Here is a 16,759-nt window from a genome sequence, read left to right as displayed (position 1 = left end):
CCACTACTGCGCCCTGTTGCAGCGCGCCATATGCTGGGACGGAATAAATCATGCGCCGCCTGCATAGACATCATCGTCCGGGCGGGCGGCGCGTCTCCATCTGGATCCGCAGCGGCGCGGCGAAAGCCGCACACCGTTTTCGCAACCCCGCTCCGGGCCCTCCCCCTCGGAGGCGGCTTCCCGCTCCCGGCATTTCGCCCGGCGGGGCCTGCCTCCCTCTCGAGAAGGATCATTCCATGATCAATCCCTCCCTCTTGGCGCTGGCCATCGGCGCCTTCGGCATCGGCGTCACCGAATTCACGCCCATGGGCATGCTGCCGCTGATCGCGGGCGATCTCGGCGTATCGATCCCTGCCGCCGGCCTGCTGGTCAGCGCCTATGCGCTGGGCGTGCTGATCGGTGCGCCGCTGATGACGCTCGCCTTCGCCCGCACCGGCCGCCGGCGCCTGCTGGTCGGGCTGATGGGCATCTTCACGCTCGGCAATCTCCTGGCGGCGCTGTCGACATCCTACGAGATGCTGATGGTGGCGCGCATCGTCACCTCCTTCAATCATGGCGCCTTCTTCGGCGTCGGCTCGGTTGTGGCCGCCAGCGTGGTGCCGGCGGAGAAGCGGGCCTCGGCCGTCGCGGCAATGTTTTCCGGCCTGACCATCGCCACCGTCGGCGGCGTGCCACTGGCGGCATGGGTGGGCGAGGCGCTGGGCTGGCGCGCCGCCTTCTGGGGCATTGCCGCCATCGGCGCGCTCGCCATGCTGGCGCTGCGCCTGTCGCTGCCCGTTCTGCCGGCCGAAAAGGGCGGCGACATCAGGCGCGAGCTTGCCGTGGTCACCCGCGGCCCGGTTCTGGCCGCCCTTGCGCTCACGGTCCTTGGCGCCAGCGCCATGTTCACGGTGTTCACCTATATCGTGCCGATCCTGACGACCGAAACGGGCGCCTCCGCCGGCTTCGTCACCGCCATGCTCGTGATCTATGGCCTGGGGCTGACGGCGGGCAACTGGGTGGGCGGGCGCTTCGCCGACCGCTCGGTGGATGGCACGCTGGCGGCGTCGCTGGCCGGGCTGGTGGTGGTGCTCCTGCTGTTTGCCGGGCTGGCAGGCTCCGCGGGTGCTGCCGCCGTGCTGATCTTCCTCTGGGGCATTGCCAGCTTCGCTCTGGTGCCGCCCTTGCAGATGCGGGTGATGGAAGAGGCTGGCGCGGCACCGAACCTCGCCTCGGCGCTCAACATCGGCGCCTTCAATCTCGGCAATGCCGTGGGAGCAGCCGCCGGCGGGCTGGTGATCGATGCCGGGCTCGGCACCGCCATGGTGCCCGTCGCCGGCGCGGCCATGGCGCTGGCCGGCCTCCTGTTCCTCGCCCTCTTGCGCCGCCGCGCGCCGGCCCGGGTCGCGGGGCAGGCCTGCTGAGTCTATCCTTTCCGACAGCGCTTCGCCCTCCGGCCGGACGGAGACCGGAACCGTATTTGACAGTGCCGCGCCTGCGAGATCAGGCGCGGCACTGTCACGTTTGGGAAGAGGCGAGTACGCCATCCCACAGCCCCATGCCGCCCTTGTGGCCAAAGGCAAGGAATGTCGTGGCGAAGACAGGATGACGCCTGCCGCGTTCGCGCCTTGACGGTGGCAGGGCGGACATGGTCGAACCAGAGGGCCCAACCGACGGCGCGGGGTGAACCACCCTGGCGGGTTCGCCATGCTGGCAGGAGATCGGCGGGGAGAGATCAGCAAGGGAGGCGCGCTTGGCGCATCTTCTTACAGCCGCAGTGCCGGGCGCGGGACGCAAACCCGTCGTCGGCGACGCCGCGGTGAAGCTCAAGGTCGGCTTCATCCTGGCGAAATCCTTCACGCTCTCGGCCTTCTCGCTGTTCGTCGACACGCTCCGGCTCGCCTCCGACGAGCGCGACCGTTCCGGCCGCGTGCTGGCCGACTGGGAGGTGCTGGGCAGCACGCGTCTCCTGATCCGCTCCAGCTGCGGCGTGCAGGTGGCGCCCACCTGCGATTTCGTCGCGCCCACGCGCTTCGACGTGCTGGTGATGTGCGGCGGTCTGTTGAGCGTCGAGCGGCCGGTGGACGAGGAGACCCTGCGCTATCTCAAGGACGCGGCGCGCGCCCGCGTGCCGCTGATCGGCCTGTGCACCGGCACCTTCATCCTGGCGGAAGCGGGCCTTCTGCGCCAGCACCAGACCTGTGTGAGCTGGCTGCATCACGACGAGTTCCGCCAGCGCTTTCCCGATCATCAGGTGCGCTCCGACCGGCTCTATAATTTCGACGGCCAGCGCGGCTCCTGCGCCGGGGGCAGTTCCTCGGCCGACATGGCGGCCTTTCTCGTGCGCGCCAAGATCAGCCGCAAGGCGGAGCTGAACGCGCTGGAAGTGCTGCAGATCGACCGGGCGCGCAAGCCCACCGACACGCAATCGCGCAAGCCGCTGGAAGACACGCTGGATACGAGCACCGCCGATCCGCGCATCCGCGCCGCGCTGATCACCATGGAGCAGAACCTTGCCGATCCCCGCTCGATCGACGAGATCGCCGAGAGCATCGGCATGTCGCGCCGGCAGATGGAGCGCATCTTCCAGGTGAGCCTCGCCATGTCGCCCGCCCAGGCCTATACGCTGATGCGGCTGAAGAAGGCGCATGCGCTGATGACGCAATCGCAGGCCGCGCTGATCGACATCGCGCTGGATGTCGGCTTTCGCAGCGCCGCCCATTTCGCCCGCGCCTTCAAGCGCGTCTACGGCATCGCCCCCTCGCGCCTGCGCCAGACCAGGCCGCCTCTGCCCTGAGAAGACATCGCCGGACGGCAGGAAAGAAGGCCGCCCGCCCGCGGCGGCAGACGCTCCGTCGAGACTCAACATCTGGAGAAGCCCCCCCTAAAATCCATGTATTGCCGGTTTACGAAGTCTCAACATCTCCGTCATGCCGGAACGATAGTTCGTCCGTTCTCTGCCTTTGAATCGGATTTCTGTAAAATTAAGACCAATTGGCGCGCCGATAAACCGTTACTTAAAAGATAACTGAAAAACATTCGCACAGAGATGACGATGGAGAGATCGGAGCGTGGTGCGGATGAAACTTGTAATAGCCTTGGCAGCGCTGCTGTCGGCGACGGCGGCCCATGCCGGAACAATCGTCGTCTCGACATCCAAGCTCGACAAGTTCCGCGCCCTGCTGGTGGACGCGATGAAGGCGGCCGCGCAGGCGAAGCCCGGCGTGACGCTGATCGTCGAGAGCGCCAATGGCGACCGCGAGCTCCAGCTGGAGCAGATGCGCAAAAGCGCGGGGCAGAAGATCGACGCCATGATCGTCATCTCCTCCGATGGCGACCAGGGTCCGCGCATGACCGAGATCGGCAAGCAGGCCGGCGTGCCGCTGGTCTTCGTCAACACCAGCCCGGCCAATCTGGCGGACCTGCCGGACAGCCAGGTTTACGTCGCCTCCGACGAGAAGGAGTCCGGCACGCTGCAGGCGCAGGAGGTCTGCCGCCAGCTTCACGGCAAGGGCAAGGCGGTGGTGCTGATCGGCGAGCCGTTCCACTTCGCCGCCCGCACGCGCACCAATGACGTCGACGCCGTTTTCGCGCAACCCGACTGCAGCGGCATCCAGATCGTGGAGCGTCAGGCGGCGTACTGGTCGCGCGACTATGCCAGCCAGCAGATGCAGGAATGGCTGAAGGCCGGCGTCACCTTCGATGCTGTCATTGCCAACAATGACGAAATGGCGCTGGGCGCCATCCAGGGACTGAAGCAGGCCGGCCGTGCGCCCAAGGACATCGTCATTGCCGGCATCGACGCCACCAATGACGCGCTGATGGCCATGCAGGCCGGCGATCTCGACATGACCGTGCTGCAGGATGCGAACGGACAGGGCAAAGGCGCCGTGGAGGCCGCGATCAAGCTCGCCGCCGGACAGAAGGTTCCCCGCGAAACCTACATCCCCTTCCAGCTGGTGACGCAGCAGAACCTTCCCCAATATCTTCCGAAGAGCCAGTGAGAGCGCGAGGAACCACCGCCATGCATTTCTGGAACAGACTGGGCATTCGCACCCAGATCACCCTCGGCTTCCTGCCCCTGATCCTGCTGATGAGCATCCTGTCCGCCAATGCCATTTCCGGCATGAACGGGCTTTCCTCGATCTTCTCCTCCTATCGCGACACCGCCGGCCAGACCATGGCGATCGCGGGCTCTTCCAACAGCCTGCATGAGATCCAGATGGCGGCGGAGCGTTTCCGCGTCGCGCCGGGCGATGAGACGGTCAGCCAGTTCCGCACCGGTCTGGACGCCTTTCTGAAGGGCGACCCGCGGCTGTCGAACGACCCGAAGCTGGCCTCCGGCCTCCAGGCGATCAACGCGGACATGCGCGCTTATGGCGAAGCCTTCGCCGAAATCATCAGCCTGCAGGCCCGCCGCGACGCCCTGCTCGGCAAGGTCACCGAATATGGCCCCTGGACGGTCATCGCGCTGAAGGATGTGCTGCGCAGCGCCTGGCGCCAGAACGACATCGCCCTGATGCATGCGGCCGGCGACACGCTGGACGCGCTCAACCGCAGCCTCTATTTCTCGGAGCGCTTCGTCCATGCCGACGATCTCGACGCCTATGACAGCGCCCAGGCCGCGCTGAGCCAGGCGCTGGCGCTGAATGCCGAGGCCGCCAAGGTGGCCAGGAACGAGCTGCAGAACAAGCGCGTGCTCGGCGCGACGCAGCTGATGCAAAACTACACCGCCCGCATGGCGGAACTGCGCGACGTGCTTCTGGCCAGTGGCAAGATCCGCAAGGAAAAGCTCGATCTGCTCGCGCCGAAGATCAGCAGCGGCTTTGCCGGTCTGCAGGCTGCGGTCAGCACCTCGCAGACGACGCTGGACGGCTCGGTACAGGATATGGTCGCTTCGGCCACGACGACCACGCTGATCATCAGCGCGCTCCTGATCGTCATCGGCCTGGTTCTTGCCTATTTCACCGGCCGGCTGATCTCGGGCGCCGTGCGCAAGATGGCGGCGAGCATGGAACGCCTCGCCCATGGTGACGAAACGATCGTGATCGAAGGCGCGGAGCACCGTCACGAGCTGGGCGCCATGGCCCGCTCGCTGCAGGTCTTCCAGGAAACCGGCCGCGCCAAGCTGGTGGCCGAAGCCAATGCCGAGCGCGCGCGCCTCGCCGGCGAGGAACAGCGGCTGCGCCAGGAGGCCGAGCGCCTTGCCGACGCCAAGACCATGGAACAGGCCTTCCAGGAAATTTCCAAGGGCCTCGACGCGCTGTCGCACGGCGACCTCACCCTGCGCATCGGCGCCGTCGATCCGCGCTATGCTCCGATCCGCGACCACTTCAACAGCTCGATGGACAGCCTGGAGCAGGCGCTGGGCTCGGTCATCGGCACGATTGCCGCCATCCGCTCGGGCCTTGCCGAAATCTCCAGCGCCTCCAACGATCTGGCCCACCGCACCGAGCAGCAGGCCGCCTCGCTGGAAGAGACCGTGGCCGCAATCAGCGAGGTGACGCGCGGTGTCAACGGGACGGCGGAAGGTGCCGGCCAGGCCCAGCAGGCCGTCGCCGCGGCGCGCGACAATGCCCAGAAGGGCGGCGCGATCGTCAACCGCGCCATCGAGGCCATGGCCGAAATCCAGGGCTCATCGGCCAAGATCGGCAACATCATCGGCGTGATCGACGAGATCGCCTTCCAGACCAACCTGCTCGCGCTCAATGCCGGCGTGGAAGCCGCCCGCGCCGGGGAGGCCGGCCGTGGCTTCGCCGTCGTCGCCCAGGAAGTGCGCGAACTGGCCCAGCGTTCCGCCCAGGCGGCGCGCGAGATCAAGAGCCTGATCTCCACCTCCACCGCCCAGGTCGAAACCGGTGTCAATCTGGTCAGCCAGTCCGGCGTCTCGCTGGCGGAGATCGTCCAGCAGGTGGCGGACATGAGCAGCACCATTTCCGACATCGCCGCCTCGGCCCGCGACCAGGCCAACAGCCTGCGCGAAGTGGCCGCCGCCGGCGACCAGATGGACAAGGTGACCCAGCAGAACGCGGCCATGGTGGAAGAAACCACCGCCGCCGCCCAGAGCCTGAGCCAGGAGACCGAACGTCTCGCCGACATGGTCCAGCGCTTCCGCGTTGGCGGCCGCCCCTCCGCCCACCGCCAGGAATACCGGATGGCGTCGTAAGCGAAGGCTTTCTTACAGGCTTGAGGACGGGAGGGGCATGGCCTCTCCCGTTTTGCCTTGAGCCTCTGGCTCGCCCCTTGTCTCTCGATCGCGTTGGTGGTGAGCGATTTAAACAATCGGATCCTCGACCGTGTGGCCACCCGCTCGAAGGCGTGACGAAGTCGCCCGTTCCCGCTGCGGCGACAACCGTTGGGGAGCCTGGGATCTTCGCCATCGCCACGCATGACGGAACAGCAGGCTCGCGGCCGACACCGTCGTCATCCGCCCGGCAACGACCTTCGACAACACCTCAATGCGCTGCAGGTCAAAGACGACCGAAGCGAGGAGAGTGGCGCAAAGCAGGGCCCATTCCCGTCCGCCGGTCGCAAGGAGACGTGAACGTGTGCACATCAGAGGATTGCTCTTTCTACGGGTCCTTACACTAGAGTCCTGACCCTAGACTGGCAGAGGACCTGCCGTCGTCTGCGGGAGCGGAACGGTCCTTCGGTTGGTGGAGAGCTTGCGATATCGCGAGGGGGTCAGGTTGTGGTGCCGCAGGAAGACGCGATTGAAATTGGAGAGATTGCGAAATCCCACCTCGAAGCAGATGTCCGTTATCGGCATGGACGTGTCCGTCAGGAGCTGACCCGCTTTCCAGATGCGAAGCTTGTTGACGTGATCGGTAAAGCTGTTGCCGCTGTTCTTCTTGAAGAACCGTGAAAAGGAACTGTCGCTCATATCGACCATGCGGGCCATGTCAGGCAGACGAATGTCCTCCGAGAGGTTTGCGAAGATATGCGCGAAGACCATTTGCAGCGCCTCGAGGGAGCCAGAGCTCAGGTCGGGCACATAGGCTTCCGACGACAATATATCGACCTCATCCGTGTCGCGCAGCAGCGAGAGCAGGGACAGGAAGGTCGAAAGCCGGACCGAGCCGGTCTGAAACTCCATGTCGAGGATCAGCGCCTCCGCCCTTTCCCGCGCCTGTCCCTTGAACGAAAGCCCACGCTGGGCGCGGGTGAAGAACTCGCGGAATCCCGCCAGTTCCGGGAGAAAGGCAGAGGCCTGCTCCAGCTTGGATGGCAGGAACTGGATGACGATGTCGCGTCCCGCAATGCGCTCGCCGGGCTTGAGGGGCGTCACCCAGTCATGCGGCAGATTGCTGCCGATCATCGAGATATGGCCGGGCGTAAATGCGCCGACATGATCGCCGGCCAGTAAGACCCCGCTGGCATTTGAAACATAGTGGATTTCAATCTCAGGATGGAAATTCCAGACATTGCGCTCCCAGGGATAATCATCGCGGCGCCAGAGGAATGTCTCGTCCGCGCCGGTCAACACATATTCAAATCTCGCGATCTTCGGCGAAATGACGGACATGCCCACCCCCTCCGGCGTGATCCGACACGCGCTCTTGCTTTCTCAACACATATTGAATTGTGCAATGCACACAGAAATTCATGCGTTTTATGGCCAATATGCGCATGAGAGTATCAGTATGACGCAACGGCGGCGCTTGTGTCTACCTGTTCTATCCACAAAGATTAGTCCCTGTTGAGCGTGTCGGAGGAGAGTTGAACACGCTTGACCGAAATAGATTTTTCGATGGGATGGAGGACAACAATGAACAGTTTCATCAAAGCCGTAGGCGTGGGCTGCCTTTCGCTCGGCCTATGGTGCTCGACCGCCCTGGCGCAGGATTCCTGGTGGAAGACTGCCGCGCAGCCCTATCAGGGCGCGACGATCCGGGGCATCTCGGAATCGACGCCTGCCTCGAAATATGTCGAGCAGGTTCTCGGTCCCAAATTCACGCAAGAGACGGGCATCAAGGTCGAATTCGAGGCCACGTCCTGGGACCAGATGTACGACAAGGCGATCAAGGACATGGAGGCCAATACCGGCATCTATGACTTCGTCTATATCGAGCAGGACATCGTCTACACCTATCTGGCCCGCAACTTCCTGGTCGATATCACCAAGTCGCTCGCCGATAATGCCAAGATCGCGTCCCCCGACTTCAAGCCGGAGAACTTCACCACCTTCCTGAACTACTTCAAGGATCCGAAGTCGGGCGATGTCATGGGTGTTCCCATGGAAGCGTTCATCAAGCCTTACCTGTACCGCAAGGATCTGTTCGACGATCCGGCGATCCAGAAGTCCTACAAGGACAAGACCGGCGCCGATCTGAAGCCGGCCACGACCCATGAGGAATACACCCGGATCGCCAAGTTCTTCGCCGAATATGGCGCGGACAAGGAGCTCTGGGGAACGACGGTGCAGGCTTCGTCCAGCCACCCTGCCGCCTTCTACGAGTTCTTCGAATCGGTCGCGCCGACCTTCGGCGTGTACAACTGGGGCATCGACGGCAAGACCTTCGCGGCAACGGAAGCCCATGGCGGCCAGATGAACTCCGCCGCTTCGAAGAAGGCGCTCAACTACTGGGTCGACCTGCTGAAATACGCGCCGCCGGAATCCACCTCCTCCACATGGGATGAGGTCGCCGGCACCTTTGCTGCGGGACGTGCGGCTCAGGGTCTCGTCTATGGTGAGAACGCGGCCTGGATCGCCACCGACGAAAGCAAGTCGACCGTTGTCGGGAAGGTCGGCGTGGCGCTGCCGCCGGTCGAAGCGGGCGTCATGGAGGCCGCCAAAGCCGGCAAGGGCTATATCGGCTATTATGATGGTGGTGCGTTCGGCATCCCGCATTCGTCGAAGAACAAGGACGCATCGCTCCTGTTCCTGCAATATATCGGACAGACGTCCGTTCAGACCGACTGGGCGCTGGCCGGCTCCCGCATCGTGATGAACTCGACCTATGACGATCCGAAGATCGTCGAGCAGGACAAGAAGGTCAGCGGCTACTACACGCTGATGCGTGATGACGGCAAGTTGTTTGCCGGCGCTCCGCCCTTCCCGTTCCACGCGCAGGTCCTGCAGGTCGTCGCCCCGTTCATCTACAAGGCGATCGTCGGCGAGATCAAGCCTGATGACGCCCTGGACCAGGCCGCCACCGCAGCCGAGGCCGAACTCGTGAAGCTCGGTTACCGCAAGTAACGGACCGCACTCTCCCAGCGGCGGGCGGCCAGCTTTGCGAAGCTGGCCGCCCTTCACCGACCGTGGGTCGCGAGCTCTCTCGCCGAGCCCTTGTCAAACATCTTTCAAGACTGATTTGTCGGAGCGTAGGATGAGACGATCCAACATCGGATGGCTGTTTCTCGCACCAGCCACGTTAATCCTCTTCGTGGTCGGGTTCATTCCCTTCCTCTACATCCTCTATGTCGGCTTCTTCGACTGGAACAGCAATGCCGTCGATCCCACGCTGCGCTGGGCGGGACTGCAGAACTATCGAAACCTTGTCTTCGACGCGACGTTCCTGAATTCGCTGGCGCGCACGCTCGTCTTCGCCTTCATCGTCGTCGTCAGCGAACTGCTGCTTGGCTATGTTCTGGCCCGTGCGCTGATGGCCGACCGGCTGTGGGGCCGCCAGTTCTTCCGCACCATCCACACCCTGCCGATCGTCGTCGCGCCGATTGCGGTCGGCGCCACCTGGCGGCTGCTCTGCGTTCCGGGCTTCGGCATCATCCCCTATTACCTGAAGCTGTGGTTCGGCATCGACTACAATATCTCGACCAATGCCTATCATGCCTTCGGCACGGCAATCGTCATGGACCTGTGGCACTGGACACCCTTCGTGACACTGTCGCTGATGGCGGGATTGACCGCCCTGCCGAAGGAACCGCTGGAGCAGGCGCAGATCGACGGCGGCAACAAGCTGCAGATCTTCTGGTACGTGATCGTGCCGATGTTGAAGCCGGTGCTGCTGACAACCGTCTTCATCCGCCTGATGGACGCGCTGCGCTCGGTCGACGAAGTGTGGATGCTGACCAAGGGTGGTCCCGCCGAGGCGACACGCTTCATCGGCCTTCATATCTGGATCAACGTGTTTCCGAAGACGGATTACGGCTACGGCGCGGCCATGTCGCTGCTGACCCTCTATGTCACGATTGTTTTGAGCTGGCTCCTGTTCGTTGCGATGACGGGCCGCAAGGGAGGTGCCCAATGAGACGCTCCGGTCTTGCCTCTTTCCTCCTGTGGATAGGCCTTACCCTTCTCACCTTGCTCCCGGTCTGGTGGATGCTGGTGGTCTCCATGCGCCCGCGCGTGAAGCTCTATTCGAAGTCCGTCCTGATCGACGCCGTCTACTGGGACAACTTCCTGGCAGTGCTGAACAGCGCGACATTCCTGCGCTATCTCTGGAATTCGATGCTCGTGGCGACATCCAATGCCGCCCTGGTCTGCGCGCTCGGCCTGCTCGCCGCGTTCGGGCTCTCGCGGTACAGGATCAGCGGCGGCGACAACGTGTTCTTCTGGCTGATCACCAACCGCATGGCGCCGCCCGCGGTGTTCCTGCTGCCGCTGTTCCTGCTGTTCACCAAGTGGTTCGTGTTCGGCGACGCCATGCTGTTCGACACGAAGATCGGCCTGATCCTGCTCTATTGCGTATTCAACCTGCCTTTCGCCATCTGGCTCCTGAAGGGCATGCTGGACGGCATCCCGCTGGAGCTCGACGAAGCGGCACGGGTCGATGGCGCGACAACCGCGCAGGTGCTCTCCAACGTCATCCTGCCGCTGGCGCGGCCGGGCCTGGCCGTGACGTTCATCCTCACCTGGATCTTCGCCTGGAACGAATATCTGTTCGCGGCGACCCTGACCTCCTCGGCCAATGCCAGAACCGTCACGACAGCGCTTGCCGAATACGTCTCGGTGACCGGAACGAACTGGGGCGAGATGGCGGCGATGGCCTTCCTGACGACGCTTCCGGCGCTGATCGTGCTCGGCTTTGTCCAGAAGCACATCGTGGCCGGCCTCACCTTCGGTGCATTGAAAGGGTAAGACGATGGGTGGCTTTCAACCAGAGCAAAGCGAACGCGACGGCTTCCTGCCGATCCGAACCAATGGCTTCGACAGGGGCTTCATCTCGGTCGTGATCCTGATCCTGGTGCATCTGTTGTGGATGCGCTTCCTCGAGGGCCTGTTGCCGCTTTGGGTGGCGACGGTGCTCTGCCTGGCGCTGGCTGTATTCATTATCCGAAAGGGCTGAAAAGATGAGATCGCTCGTCCTCGAACGTAAAAACGAACTGCGCATTCGCGATCTGGACCCGAAGGAAACGCTGGGCCCCACCGATGTGCGCATCGCCATCAAGACCGTCGGCGTCTGCGGGTCGGATGTCCATTATTACACCCACGGCGCGATCGGCCCCTTCGTGGTGCGGGAACCGATGATCCTCGGGCATGAGGCTGCCGGCGTCATCGAGGAGGTCGGCAGCGCGGTCGACACGCTGAAAGTGGGCGACCGCGTCTGCATGGAGCCCGGCATTCCCGATGCGAACAGCCGCGCCTCGCGCCTTGGTCTCTACAATCTCGATCCCGCCGTGCGTTTCTGGGCGACGCCGCCGGTGCATGGCGTGCTGAGGCCGAGCGTGGTGCATCCTGCCGCCTTTACTTTCAAGCTTCCCGACAATGTCTCCTACGCCGCCGGCGCCATGGTCGAACCGCTGGCCGTCGGATTTCACGCCATTTCCAAGGCGAAGCTGACGCCGGGCGCGATTGCGCTCGTCACTGGCGCCGGGCCGATCGGCATGGTGACGGCCATCGCCGCGCTGTCGGCCGGCTGCGCCAAGGTGATCGTCACCGACATCGTCGATGAAAAGCTCGACGTCGCGCGCAAGCTCGGCCCTGCCATCATGACGGTCAACATCCGCTCGCAGGATCTGAAGAGCGTCATCGCCCGCGAAACCGATGGCTGGGGTGTGGATGTCGTCCTCGAATGCTCCGGCGCGGCCGAAGTCATCGCGGACAGCCTGCACCATGCCTGCCCTGGTGGCGCCATCGTGCTTGTGGGAATGCCGGTAAAGCCGGTGGCCTTCGATGTCGTGATCGCCCAGACCAAGGAGCTGCGCGTCGAACACGTGTTCCGATACGCGCATGTCTATCCGCGCATCGTCGCGCTGCTTGGGTCGAACCAGATCAGCGTCGATGCCTTGATCACCGACACCTATGCCTTCGAGCAGTCTGTCGAGGCTTTCGACTATGCCGTACGGCCGAAACCGTCTTCCGTGAAGATCCAGATCGAGCTGGGACGCTAGCCCATCGGACCGAAAACGGGAACCCGTCTTCGGAAAATCCGATTTGAAAACAAAAACATAGAGCATTGGACTGTGGATGACTTTCAGTCCGATGTTCTCGCACGCCTCCGCGGAGCGCAGAGCGCAGGGCAAGAGTCGTGGTCGCGCCGATCGACCGACCCCGCTGAAGCAGCCTGCACCGATCGCTCCGCACGGATGCCTTACCGAATGATCAGCGGCCAGACCGCGCAAGCGACTGAGGATTGATACATGGCAACGATCGAGCTCGACAAGGTCGACAAGCACTACGGTGCCTATCATGCGTTACGCGACATTTCGTTCGACATAGCGGACGGCGAATTCGTCGTGCTGGTGGGTCCCTCCGGCTGCGGGAAGTCAACGCTGCTGCGGACGCTCGCCGGGCTTGAGGACATCACCGGCGGGACCATCAGGCTCGGCGGGCAGCGCGTCGATAACATCGCCGCCAAGGACCGTGACGTGGCGATGGTCTTCCAGAACTACGCGCTCTATCCGCACATGACCGTTCGCGAGAACATGGCCTTCGCTCTCAAGCTGCGCGGCGACACCCTCCCCGACCGCAATGCCAAGGTCGACAAGGCCGCCGAGATGCTGCGGCTGACGCCCTATCTCGACCGCTACCCGAAGGCGCTCTCCGGCGGCCAGCGGCAGCGTGTCGCCATGGGCCGCGCCATGGTTCGCAGTCCCAAGGCGTTTTTCTTCGACGAGCCCCTGTCGAACCTGGATGCCGCCTTGCGCGTGGACATGCGCTCGGAAATCAAGGCGCTCCATCAGCGCCTCGGCGCCACCTCCGTTTACGTCACGCATGACCAGATCGAGGCCATGACGATGGCGGACCGCATCGTCGTCCTGCGCGACGGCAAGGTGGAGCAGATCGGGGCGCCGCTGGAGCTCTACGACCGGCCGGCGAACATCTTCGTCGCCGGCTTCATCGGATCGCCGGCGATGAACAAGCTCTCCGTCAAGATCGATCTTAAATCGAACGCGGCGCGGCTGGCGGACGGCTCGAGTTTTTCCCTTCCGCCCGGCACGCGGGCACGAGACGGCCAGGACGCGATCTACGGCATTCGTCCCGACCACTGGATCCTGTCACGCGGTGATCAGGGCGCACCGGCGACGGTTGAACTGATCGAGCCGACAGGGGCCGAAATCCTCGTGGCGGCTCAGTTGGCGGGGCAGCGGGTCCTGTGCGCCTTTCGCGAGCGCCATGCGCTGAAAGCCGGAGATACGATCGCGCTCGCCGTCGATCCGGCGACGGCGCATGTCTTCGACAAGCAGACCGAGCAGCGAATTTCCCCCTGAGGCAGGCAGCACTGGACGAACCACCATGTCGGATTTTACTGGAAAAACGATCATCATCACGGGTGCCGGCAAGGGTATCGGCCGCGCCTGCGTTGAATTGTTTAGCGAGCGCGGCGCGCGGATCGTCGCCATGTCACGCTCGCAGACCGATCTTGATGATCTCGCGCGCAACTTCGGTGCGACCGTCATCTCCGTGGACCTCGCGGACAATGCGGCCGCACGCGCGGCCATGAAGACAGCGGGGCTCGCAGACGCGCTGATCAATTGCGCGGGCACCAACGTGCTCGAAAGCGTGCTCGACATGACCGAGCAGGGCTACGAGACGGTGCTCGGGATCAACCTGCGCGCGGCGCTCATCTGCGCACAGGAGTTCGCCCGGGCCCGCATTGCAAATGGCGGCGGCGGTGCGATCGTGAATGTCACATCGATCGCCGGCCATCGCGGCTTCGTCGATCACCTGGCCTATGCCGCCTCGAAAGCGGGGCTCGAAGCCGCAACCCGCGTCATGGCCAAGGAACTCGGCGCTCATCGCATCCGGGTCAACGCCGTGGCGCCGACGGTCACCATGACGGAGCTTGCCGCGGCGGCATGGTCCGAGCCCTCCAAGCGAGACCCGATGATGGTTCGTCACCCCCTGGGACGCTTTGCGGAGGTCCAGGATGTCGCACGGTCCATCGCACTGCTGCTGTCAGAGGACGCGCCCATGATCAGCGGCGCCGTCCTGCCTGTCGACGGCGGCTTCCTTTCTGTCTGAAAACCAAGAGGCGAAACGAGACGATGACCAAATTACTCGAAGGAAAGATCGCTGCGGTCACGGGCGCAGCCTCCGGGATCGGCCTGGCAACGACCCGGGCGCTGGTCGAAGCCGGTGCGACGGTGGTGATGGTGGACTACAACAAGCAGGCGCTCCAGACCTATCAGGACGAATTCGGCGATGCCGTGGTCATGCAGGTCACCGATCTTCTCGATCCCGTCAGCTGCGCGGCCATGGTGCCGGACATCCTTGCCAAGGTCGATCACATCGACATTCTGCACTGCAATGCGGGCTCCTATATTGGCGGGGACCTGATCGACACCGACAACGCGACGATCGACCGGATGCTCAATCTCAACGTGAACGCCGTCATGAAAAACGTCCACGACATCGCTCCGCATATGATCGGGCGCGGAACCGGCGACATTCTGGTCACCTGCTCCGTGGCCGGCCACGCACCGATCCACTGGGAGCCGGTCTATTCCAGCTCAAAATGGGCGATCACCAGCTTTGTCCAGATCATGCGTCGGCAGTTGAAGGGCCACGGCATCAGGGTCGGCCAGGTCTCTCCTGGCCCGGTCGTTTCCGCCCTGCTCGCCGACTGGCCGGCGGAAAACCTCGAAAAGGCGAAAGCCAATGGAAGCCTGATCGAACCGACCGAAGTGTCCGAAGCCATCCTCTTCATGTTGACGCGCCCGCGCAACGTCACGATCCGCGACATGATCGTCTTGCCGACCAATTTCGACGTGTAGGTCGGTTTCAGGCGGGGAGCCGCAGGCCTTGCCCCACGCTGCAAAGCGGGCGGCAGGGTCCACTGGTCTGGGCCATGAGCGGTGAGGAGGATTCCGTCTCGCGCCGCACTTGGCTTCCCCTTTTGAGCATCGGAGCAATACTCCGATGCTCTCAGAAGCACCTATCATCTTCGGGCCGGTATGAAACGCGACATGGCGTCGCCGTCACTTCGGCGGCGTGAACTTGAAGAGCGTGAAGGCGTCATCCGTCCACCCCGGGTGAAACCAGGGTGAGTCCTGGATGTGCGATGCGGTGACATACATCGTGCCATCCGGCCCTTGCGAGAAGGTATCCGGCCAACGCAGGCGGCTATCCTGGAGGAACGAGGTGAGCTTGCCGTCTGCGCTCAGGATCTTGATGCTGTCATCCTGGATGGCGCTCAGATAGATGCGGTTCTGGTCGTCGATCCACAAACCGTCGGTGGGCTCCCTGTCCGCGTGTTTTTCAGCCTTGGCGGCAGAGGGGTCCTGCGATGCGTTCTGCAGGGCCGCGGTCGAGATGCGATAGAGCGTTTTTCCGGTCAGCGCCTTCCAGTAAAGCGTCGTCCCGTCTTTCGAAAGGGCGATGCTATCGGCATTGAACAGCGGCTGACGGCCATCGGGCCTGCGAAGCGGCTTGCCGTCGACATGAACCACGACGTCCTTTTCGAACTGGGTGGAGGGATCATCGCTGAGAACGCGCCACGCCTTTCCCGCCTTCAGATCGAGAACCACCAGGCCGCCCGGTGCGCCGGAATCGGTGAAATAGGCGAAGGCGCCGTCCGGCGCGATGCGCACATCGTTCAGGTAGCTGGCCGGGCCGGCGATCTCGGGCGGGAACGGGTAGACGCGTTTGACCGTATTGGTCTTCAGGTCGATCTGAACCAGCTTCGGCCCGTCCTTCACCGTCTTTTCGCTGTTGGGCGCTGCCGGGTCCACGACCCAGAGCGACCCCCGGCCATCGGCCACGACACTCTGGACCGTGACGAAGTGATCCTTCGGCGAGAGTTCGGACATTTTCGCGTTGCGCCAGGCATTCCAGGCATCGTCGGGATAAGGCCGGATCGAGCCATCCTGCATGACTTCGGCGACCGAGACCGGAACATCTTCCGACCATCGCGGAAAATTGACGAAGATCCTTCCATCTTCCGACACCGTCACCCCGGTGACCTGATGCTCAAATGTCGCGACCTTCTGCAGTCGATCATCCGTTTTTCCCGTGACCGGCGCCACAAGTTCTTTTGCCTTGTTCGTCAGCCGCTCCATTGTCTGGGCATGGGCGGACAGCGACGGCGACAACATCACAGCGCAGGTGGCGGCCAAGAGCGCGCGCATTCGGAAATATGGATTGGGCATGGCTCGGCTCCCGGTTGTTGCCGCCCTCGAACCTTGCCCGCCTGCGAAAGTTCCCGGCACGCCCCAGCCGTGCCTTTGCCCCCGTGCAGCCGAACCGCCGCTGTCCTGGCACGACGACCAGCTCGCCTTCCCCGCATCTCTTGACATGATCAGCGCTGCATCTTCGGGCAATCGCTCCTGATGACAGGGCAGCAAACCTTGTTCTGTGACGTCCATCGTCAAAAGATGCGTCTGCCTGATCCGTCCTTTGTTTGCGAGCACCATCTCGGCGCGAAGAGAGCACAATGTC

At 63.5% G+C, this 16,759-nt stretch carries 14 protein-coding genes; 12 read left to right on the top strand and 2 right to left on the bottom strand.

What is annotated here, in order from left to right; translation table 11 throughout:
• The first annotated feature begins 236 nt into the window (after positions 1–236).
• From BJF92_RS09965 to BJF92_RS09950, 4 genes are all read left to right on the top strand, one after another.
• On the top strand, positions 237–1,403 hold the full coding sequence (locus BJF92_RS09965; RefSeq protein WP_075634605.1) for an MFS transporter: 1,167 nt from the start codon (positions 237–239) through the stop codon (positions 1,401–1,403).
• A 353-nt stretch (positions 1,404–1,756) separates the two neighbouring features.
• Positions 1,757–2,776 carry a GlxA family transcriptional regulator gene (locus tag BJF92_RS09960; protein WP_075634742.1) on the top strand — a complete coding sequence of 340 codons (1,020 nt, stop codon included), beginning with the start codon at positions 1,757–1,759 and terminating at the stop codon, positions 2,774–2,776.
• Between the two features lie 277 nt (positions 2,777–3,053).
• Positions 3,054–3,983, top strand: a complete 930-nt coding sequence (locus BJF92_RS09955) for a substrate-binding domain-containing protein (RefSeq protein WP_075634741.1) — start codon at positions 3,054–3,056, stop codon at positions 3,981–3,983.
• A gap of 20 nt (positions 3,984–4,003) precedes the next feature.
• The gene (locus BJF92_RS09950; protein ID WP_075634604.1) at positions 4,004–6,145 is read left to right on the top strand and encodes a methyl-accepting chemotaxis protein; all 2,142 of its coding nucleotides are present in this window, start codon (positions 4,004–4,006) and stop codon (positions 6,143–6,145) included.
• A gap of 435 nt (positions 6,146–6,580) precedes the next feature.
• On the opposite strand, the gene BJF92_RS09945 is transcribed toward BJF92_RS09950, so the two are convergent.
• Positions 6,581–7,504, bottom strand: coding sequence for a helix-turn-helix domain-containing protein (locus BJF92_RS09945; protein WP_075634603.1), 924 nt, complete (start codon positions 7,502–7,504; stop codon positions 6,581–6,583).
• 243 nt (positions 7,505–7,747) lie between these two features.
• Between BJF92_RS09945 and BJF92_RS09940 the strand changes: the two genes are divergently transcribed.
• The 8 genes from BJF92_RS09940 to BJF92_RS09905 all read left to right on the top strand — a co-directional run bounded on the left by BJF92_RS09940 (position 7,748) and on the right by BJF92_RS09905 (position 15,096).
• Positions 7,748–9,178, top strand: coding sequence for an extracellular solute-binding protein (locus BJF92_RS09940; RefSeq protein ID WP_075634602.1), 1,431 nt, complete (start codon positions 7,748–7,750; stop codon positions 9,176–9,178).
• A 130-nt stretch (positions 9,179–9,308) separates the two neighbouring features.
• Positions 9,309–10,187 carry a carbohydrate ABC transporter permease gene (locus BJF92_RS09935; protein ID WP_075634601.1) on the top strand — a complete coding sequence of 293 codons (879 nt, stop codon included), beginning with the start codon at positions 9,309–9,311 and terminating at the stop codon, positions 10,185–10,187.
• On the top strand, positions 10,184–11,017 hold the full coding sequence (locus BJF92_RS09930; protein WP_075634600.1) for a carbohydrate ABC transporter permease: 834 nt from the start codon (positions 10,184–10,186) through the stop codon (positions 11,015–11,017). The genes BJF92_RS09935 and BJF92_RS09930 overlap by 4 nt, the downstream gene beginning before the upstream one ends.
• 4 nt (positions 11,018–11,021) lie before the next feature.
• Positions 11,022–11,225 carry a DUF2160 family membrane protein gene (locus BJF92_RS09925; RefSeq protein WP_075634599.1) on the top strand — a complete coding sequence of 68 codons (204 nt, stop codon included), beginning with the start codon at positions 11,022–11,024 and terminating at the stop codon, positions 11,223–11,225.
• A gap of 4 nt (positions 11,226–11,229) precedes the next feature.
• Complete coding sequence (locus BJF92_RS09920; RefSeq protein WP_075634598.1) at positions 11,230–12,270, top strand: NAD(P)-dependent alcohol dehydrogenase; 1,041 nt, start codon at positions 11,230–11,232, stop codon at positions 12,268–12,270.
• Positions 12,271–12,519: 249 nt separating this feature from the next.
• Entirely contained in the window at positions 12,520–13,590 is a 1,071-nt protein-coding gene (locus BJF92_RS09915) for an ABC transporter ATP-binding protein (RefSeq protein WP_075634597.1), read from the top strand.
• A 25-nt stretch (positions 13,591–13,615) separates the two neighbouring features.
• Positions 13,616–14,344, top strand: coding sequence for an SDR family oxidoreductase (locus BJF92_RS09910; protein WP_075634596.1), 729 nt, complete (start codon positions 13,616–13,618; stop codon positions 14,342–14,344).
• 23 nt (positions 14,345–14,367) lie between these two features.
• A complete protein-coding gene (locus BJF92_RS09905) occupies positions 14,368–15,096 on the top strand; it encodes an SDR family oxidoreductase (protein WP_075634595.1) in 729 nt (242 codons plus the stop codon).
• 204 nt (positions 15,097–15,300) lie between these two features.
• On the opposite strand, the gene BJF92_RS09900 is transcribed toward BJF92_RS09905, so the two are convergent.
• Positions 15,301–16,449 (bottom strand): SMP-30/gluconolactonase/LRE family protein, encoded by a 1,149-nt coding sequence (locus tag BJF92_RS09900; protein WP_143523993.1) that lies wholly within the window; start codon positions 16,447–16,449, stop codon positions 15,301–15,303.
• Positions 16,450–16,759: the final 310 nt, after the last annotated feature.

The organism is Xaviernesmea rhizosphaerae (assembly GCF_001938945.1).
Lineage (GTDB): Bacteria > Pseudomonadota > Alphaproteobacteria > Rhizobiales > Rhizobiaceae > Xaviernesmea > Xaviernesmea rhizosphaerae.
Note: the sequence above shows the minus strand (reverse complement) of the source record. Positions and strands in the feature narration are given on the sequence as shown.

Excerpts from the sequence above, each read along its gene's own strand:
- BJF92_RS09900 (WP_143523993.1), bottom strand. The coding sequence starts at position 16,449 with ATGCGCGCGCTCTTGGCCGCCACCTGCGCTGTGATGTTGTCGCCGTCG.
- BJF92_RS09920 (WP_075634598.1), top strand. The coding sequence starts at position 11,230 with ATGAGATCGCTCGTCCTCGAACGTAAAAACGAACTGCGCATTCGCGAT.
- BJF92_RS09965 (WP_075634605.1), top strand. The coding sequence starts at position 237 with ATGATCAATCCCTCCCTCTTGGCGCTGGCCATCGGCGCCTTCGGCATC.
- BJF92_RS09905 (WP_075634595.1), top strand. The coding sequence starts at position 14,368 with ATGACCAAATTACTCGAAGGAAAGATCGCTGCGGTCACGGGCGCAGCC.
- BJF92_RS09945 (WP_075634603.1), bottom strand. The coding sequence starts at position 7,504 with ATGTCCGTCATTTCGCCGAAGATCGCGAGATTTGAATATGTGTTGACC.
- BJF92_RS09940 (WP_075634602.1), top strand. The coding sequence starts at position 7,748 with ATGAACAGTTTCATCAAAGCCGTAGGCGTGGGCTGCCTTTCGCTCGGC.
- BJF92_RS09935 (WP_075634601.1), top strand. The coding sequence starts at position 9,309 with ATGAGACGATCCAACATCGGATGGCTGTTTCTCGCACCAGCCACGTTA.
- BJF92_RS09925 (WP_075634599.1), top strand. The coding sequence starts at position 11,022 with ATGGGTGGCTTTCAACCAGAGCAAAGCGAACGCGACGGCTTCCTGCCG.
- BJF92_RS09930 (WP_075634600.1), top strand. The coding sequence starts at position 10,184 with ATGAGACGCTCCGGTCTTGCCTCTTTCCTCCTGTGGATAGGCCTTACC.
- BJF92_RS09910 (WP_075634596.1), top strand. The coding sequence starts at position 13,616 with ATGTCGGATTTTACTGGAAAAACGATCATCATCACGGGTGCCGGCAAG.
- BJF92_RS09950 (WP_075634604.1), top strand. The coding sequence starts at position 4,004 with ATGCATTTCTGGAACAGACTGGGCATTCGCACCCAGATCACCCTCGGC.
- BJF92_RS09915 (WP_075634597.1), top strand. The coding sequence starts at position 12,520 with ATGGCAACGATCGAGCTCGACAAGGTCGACAAGCACTACGGTGCCTAT.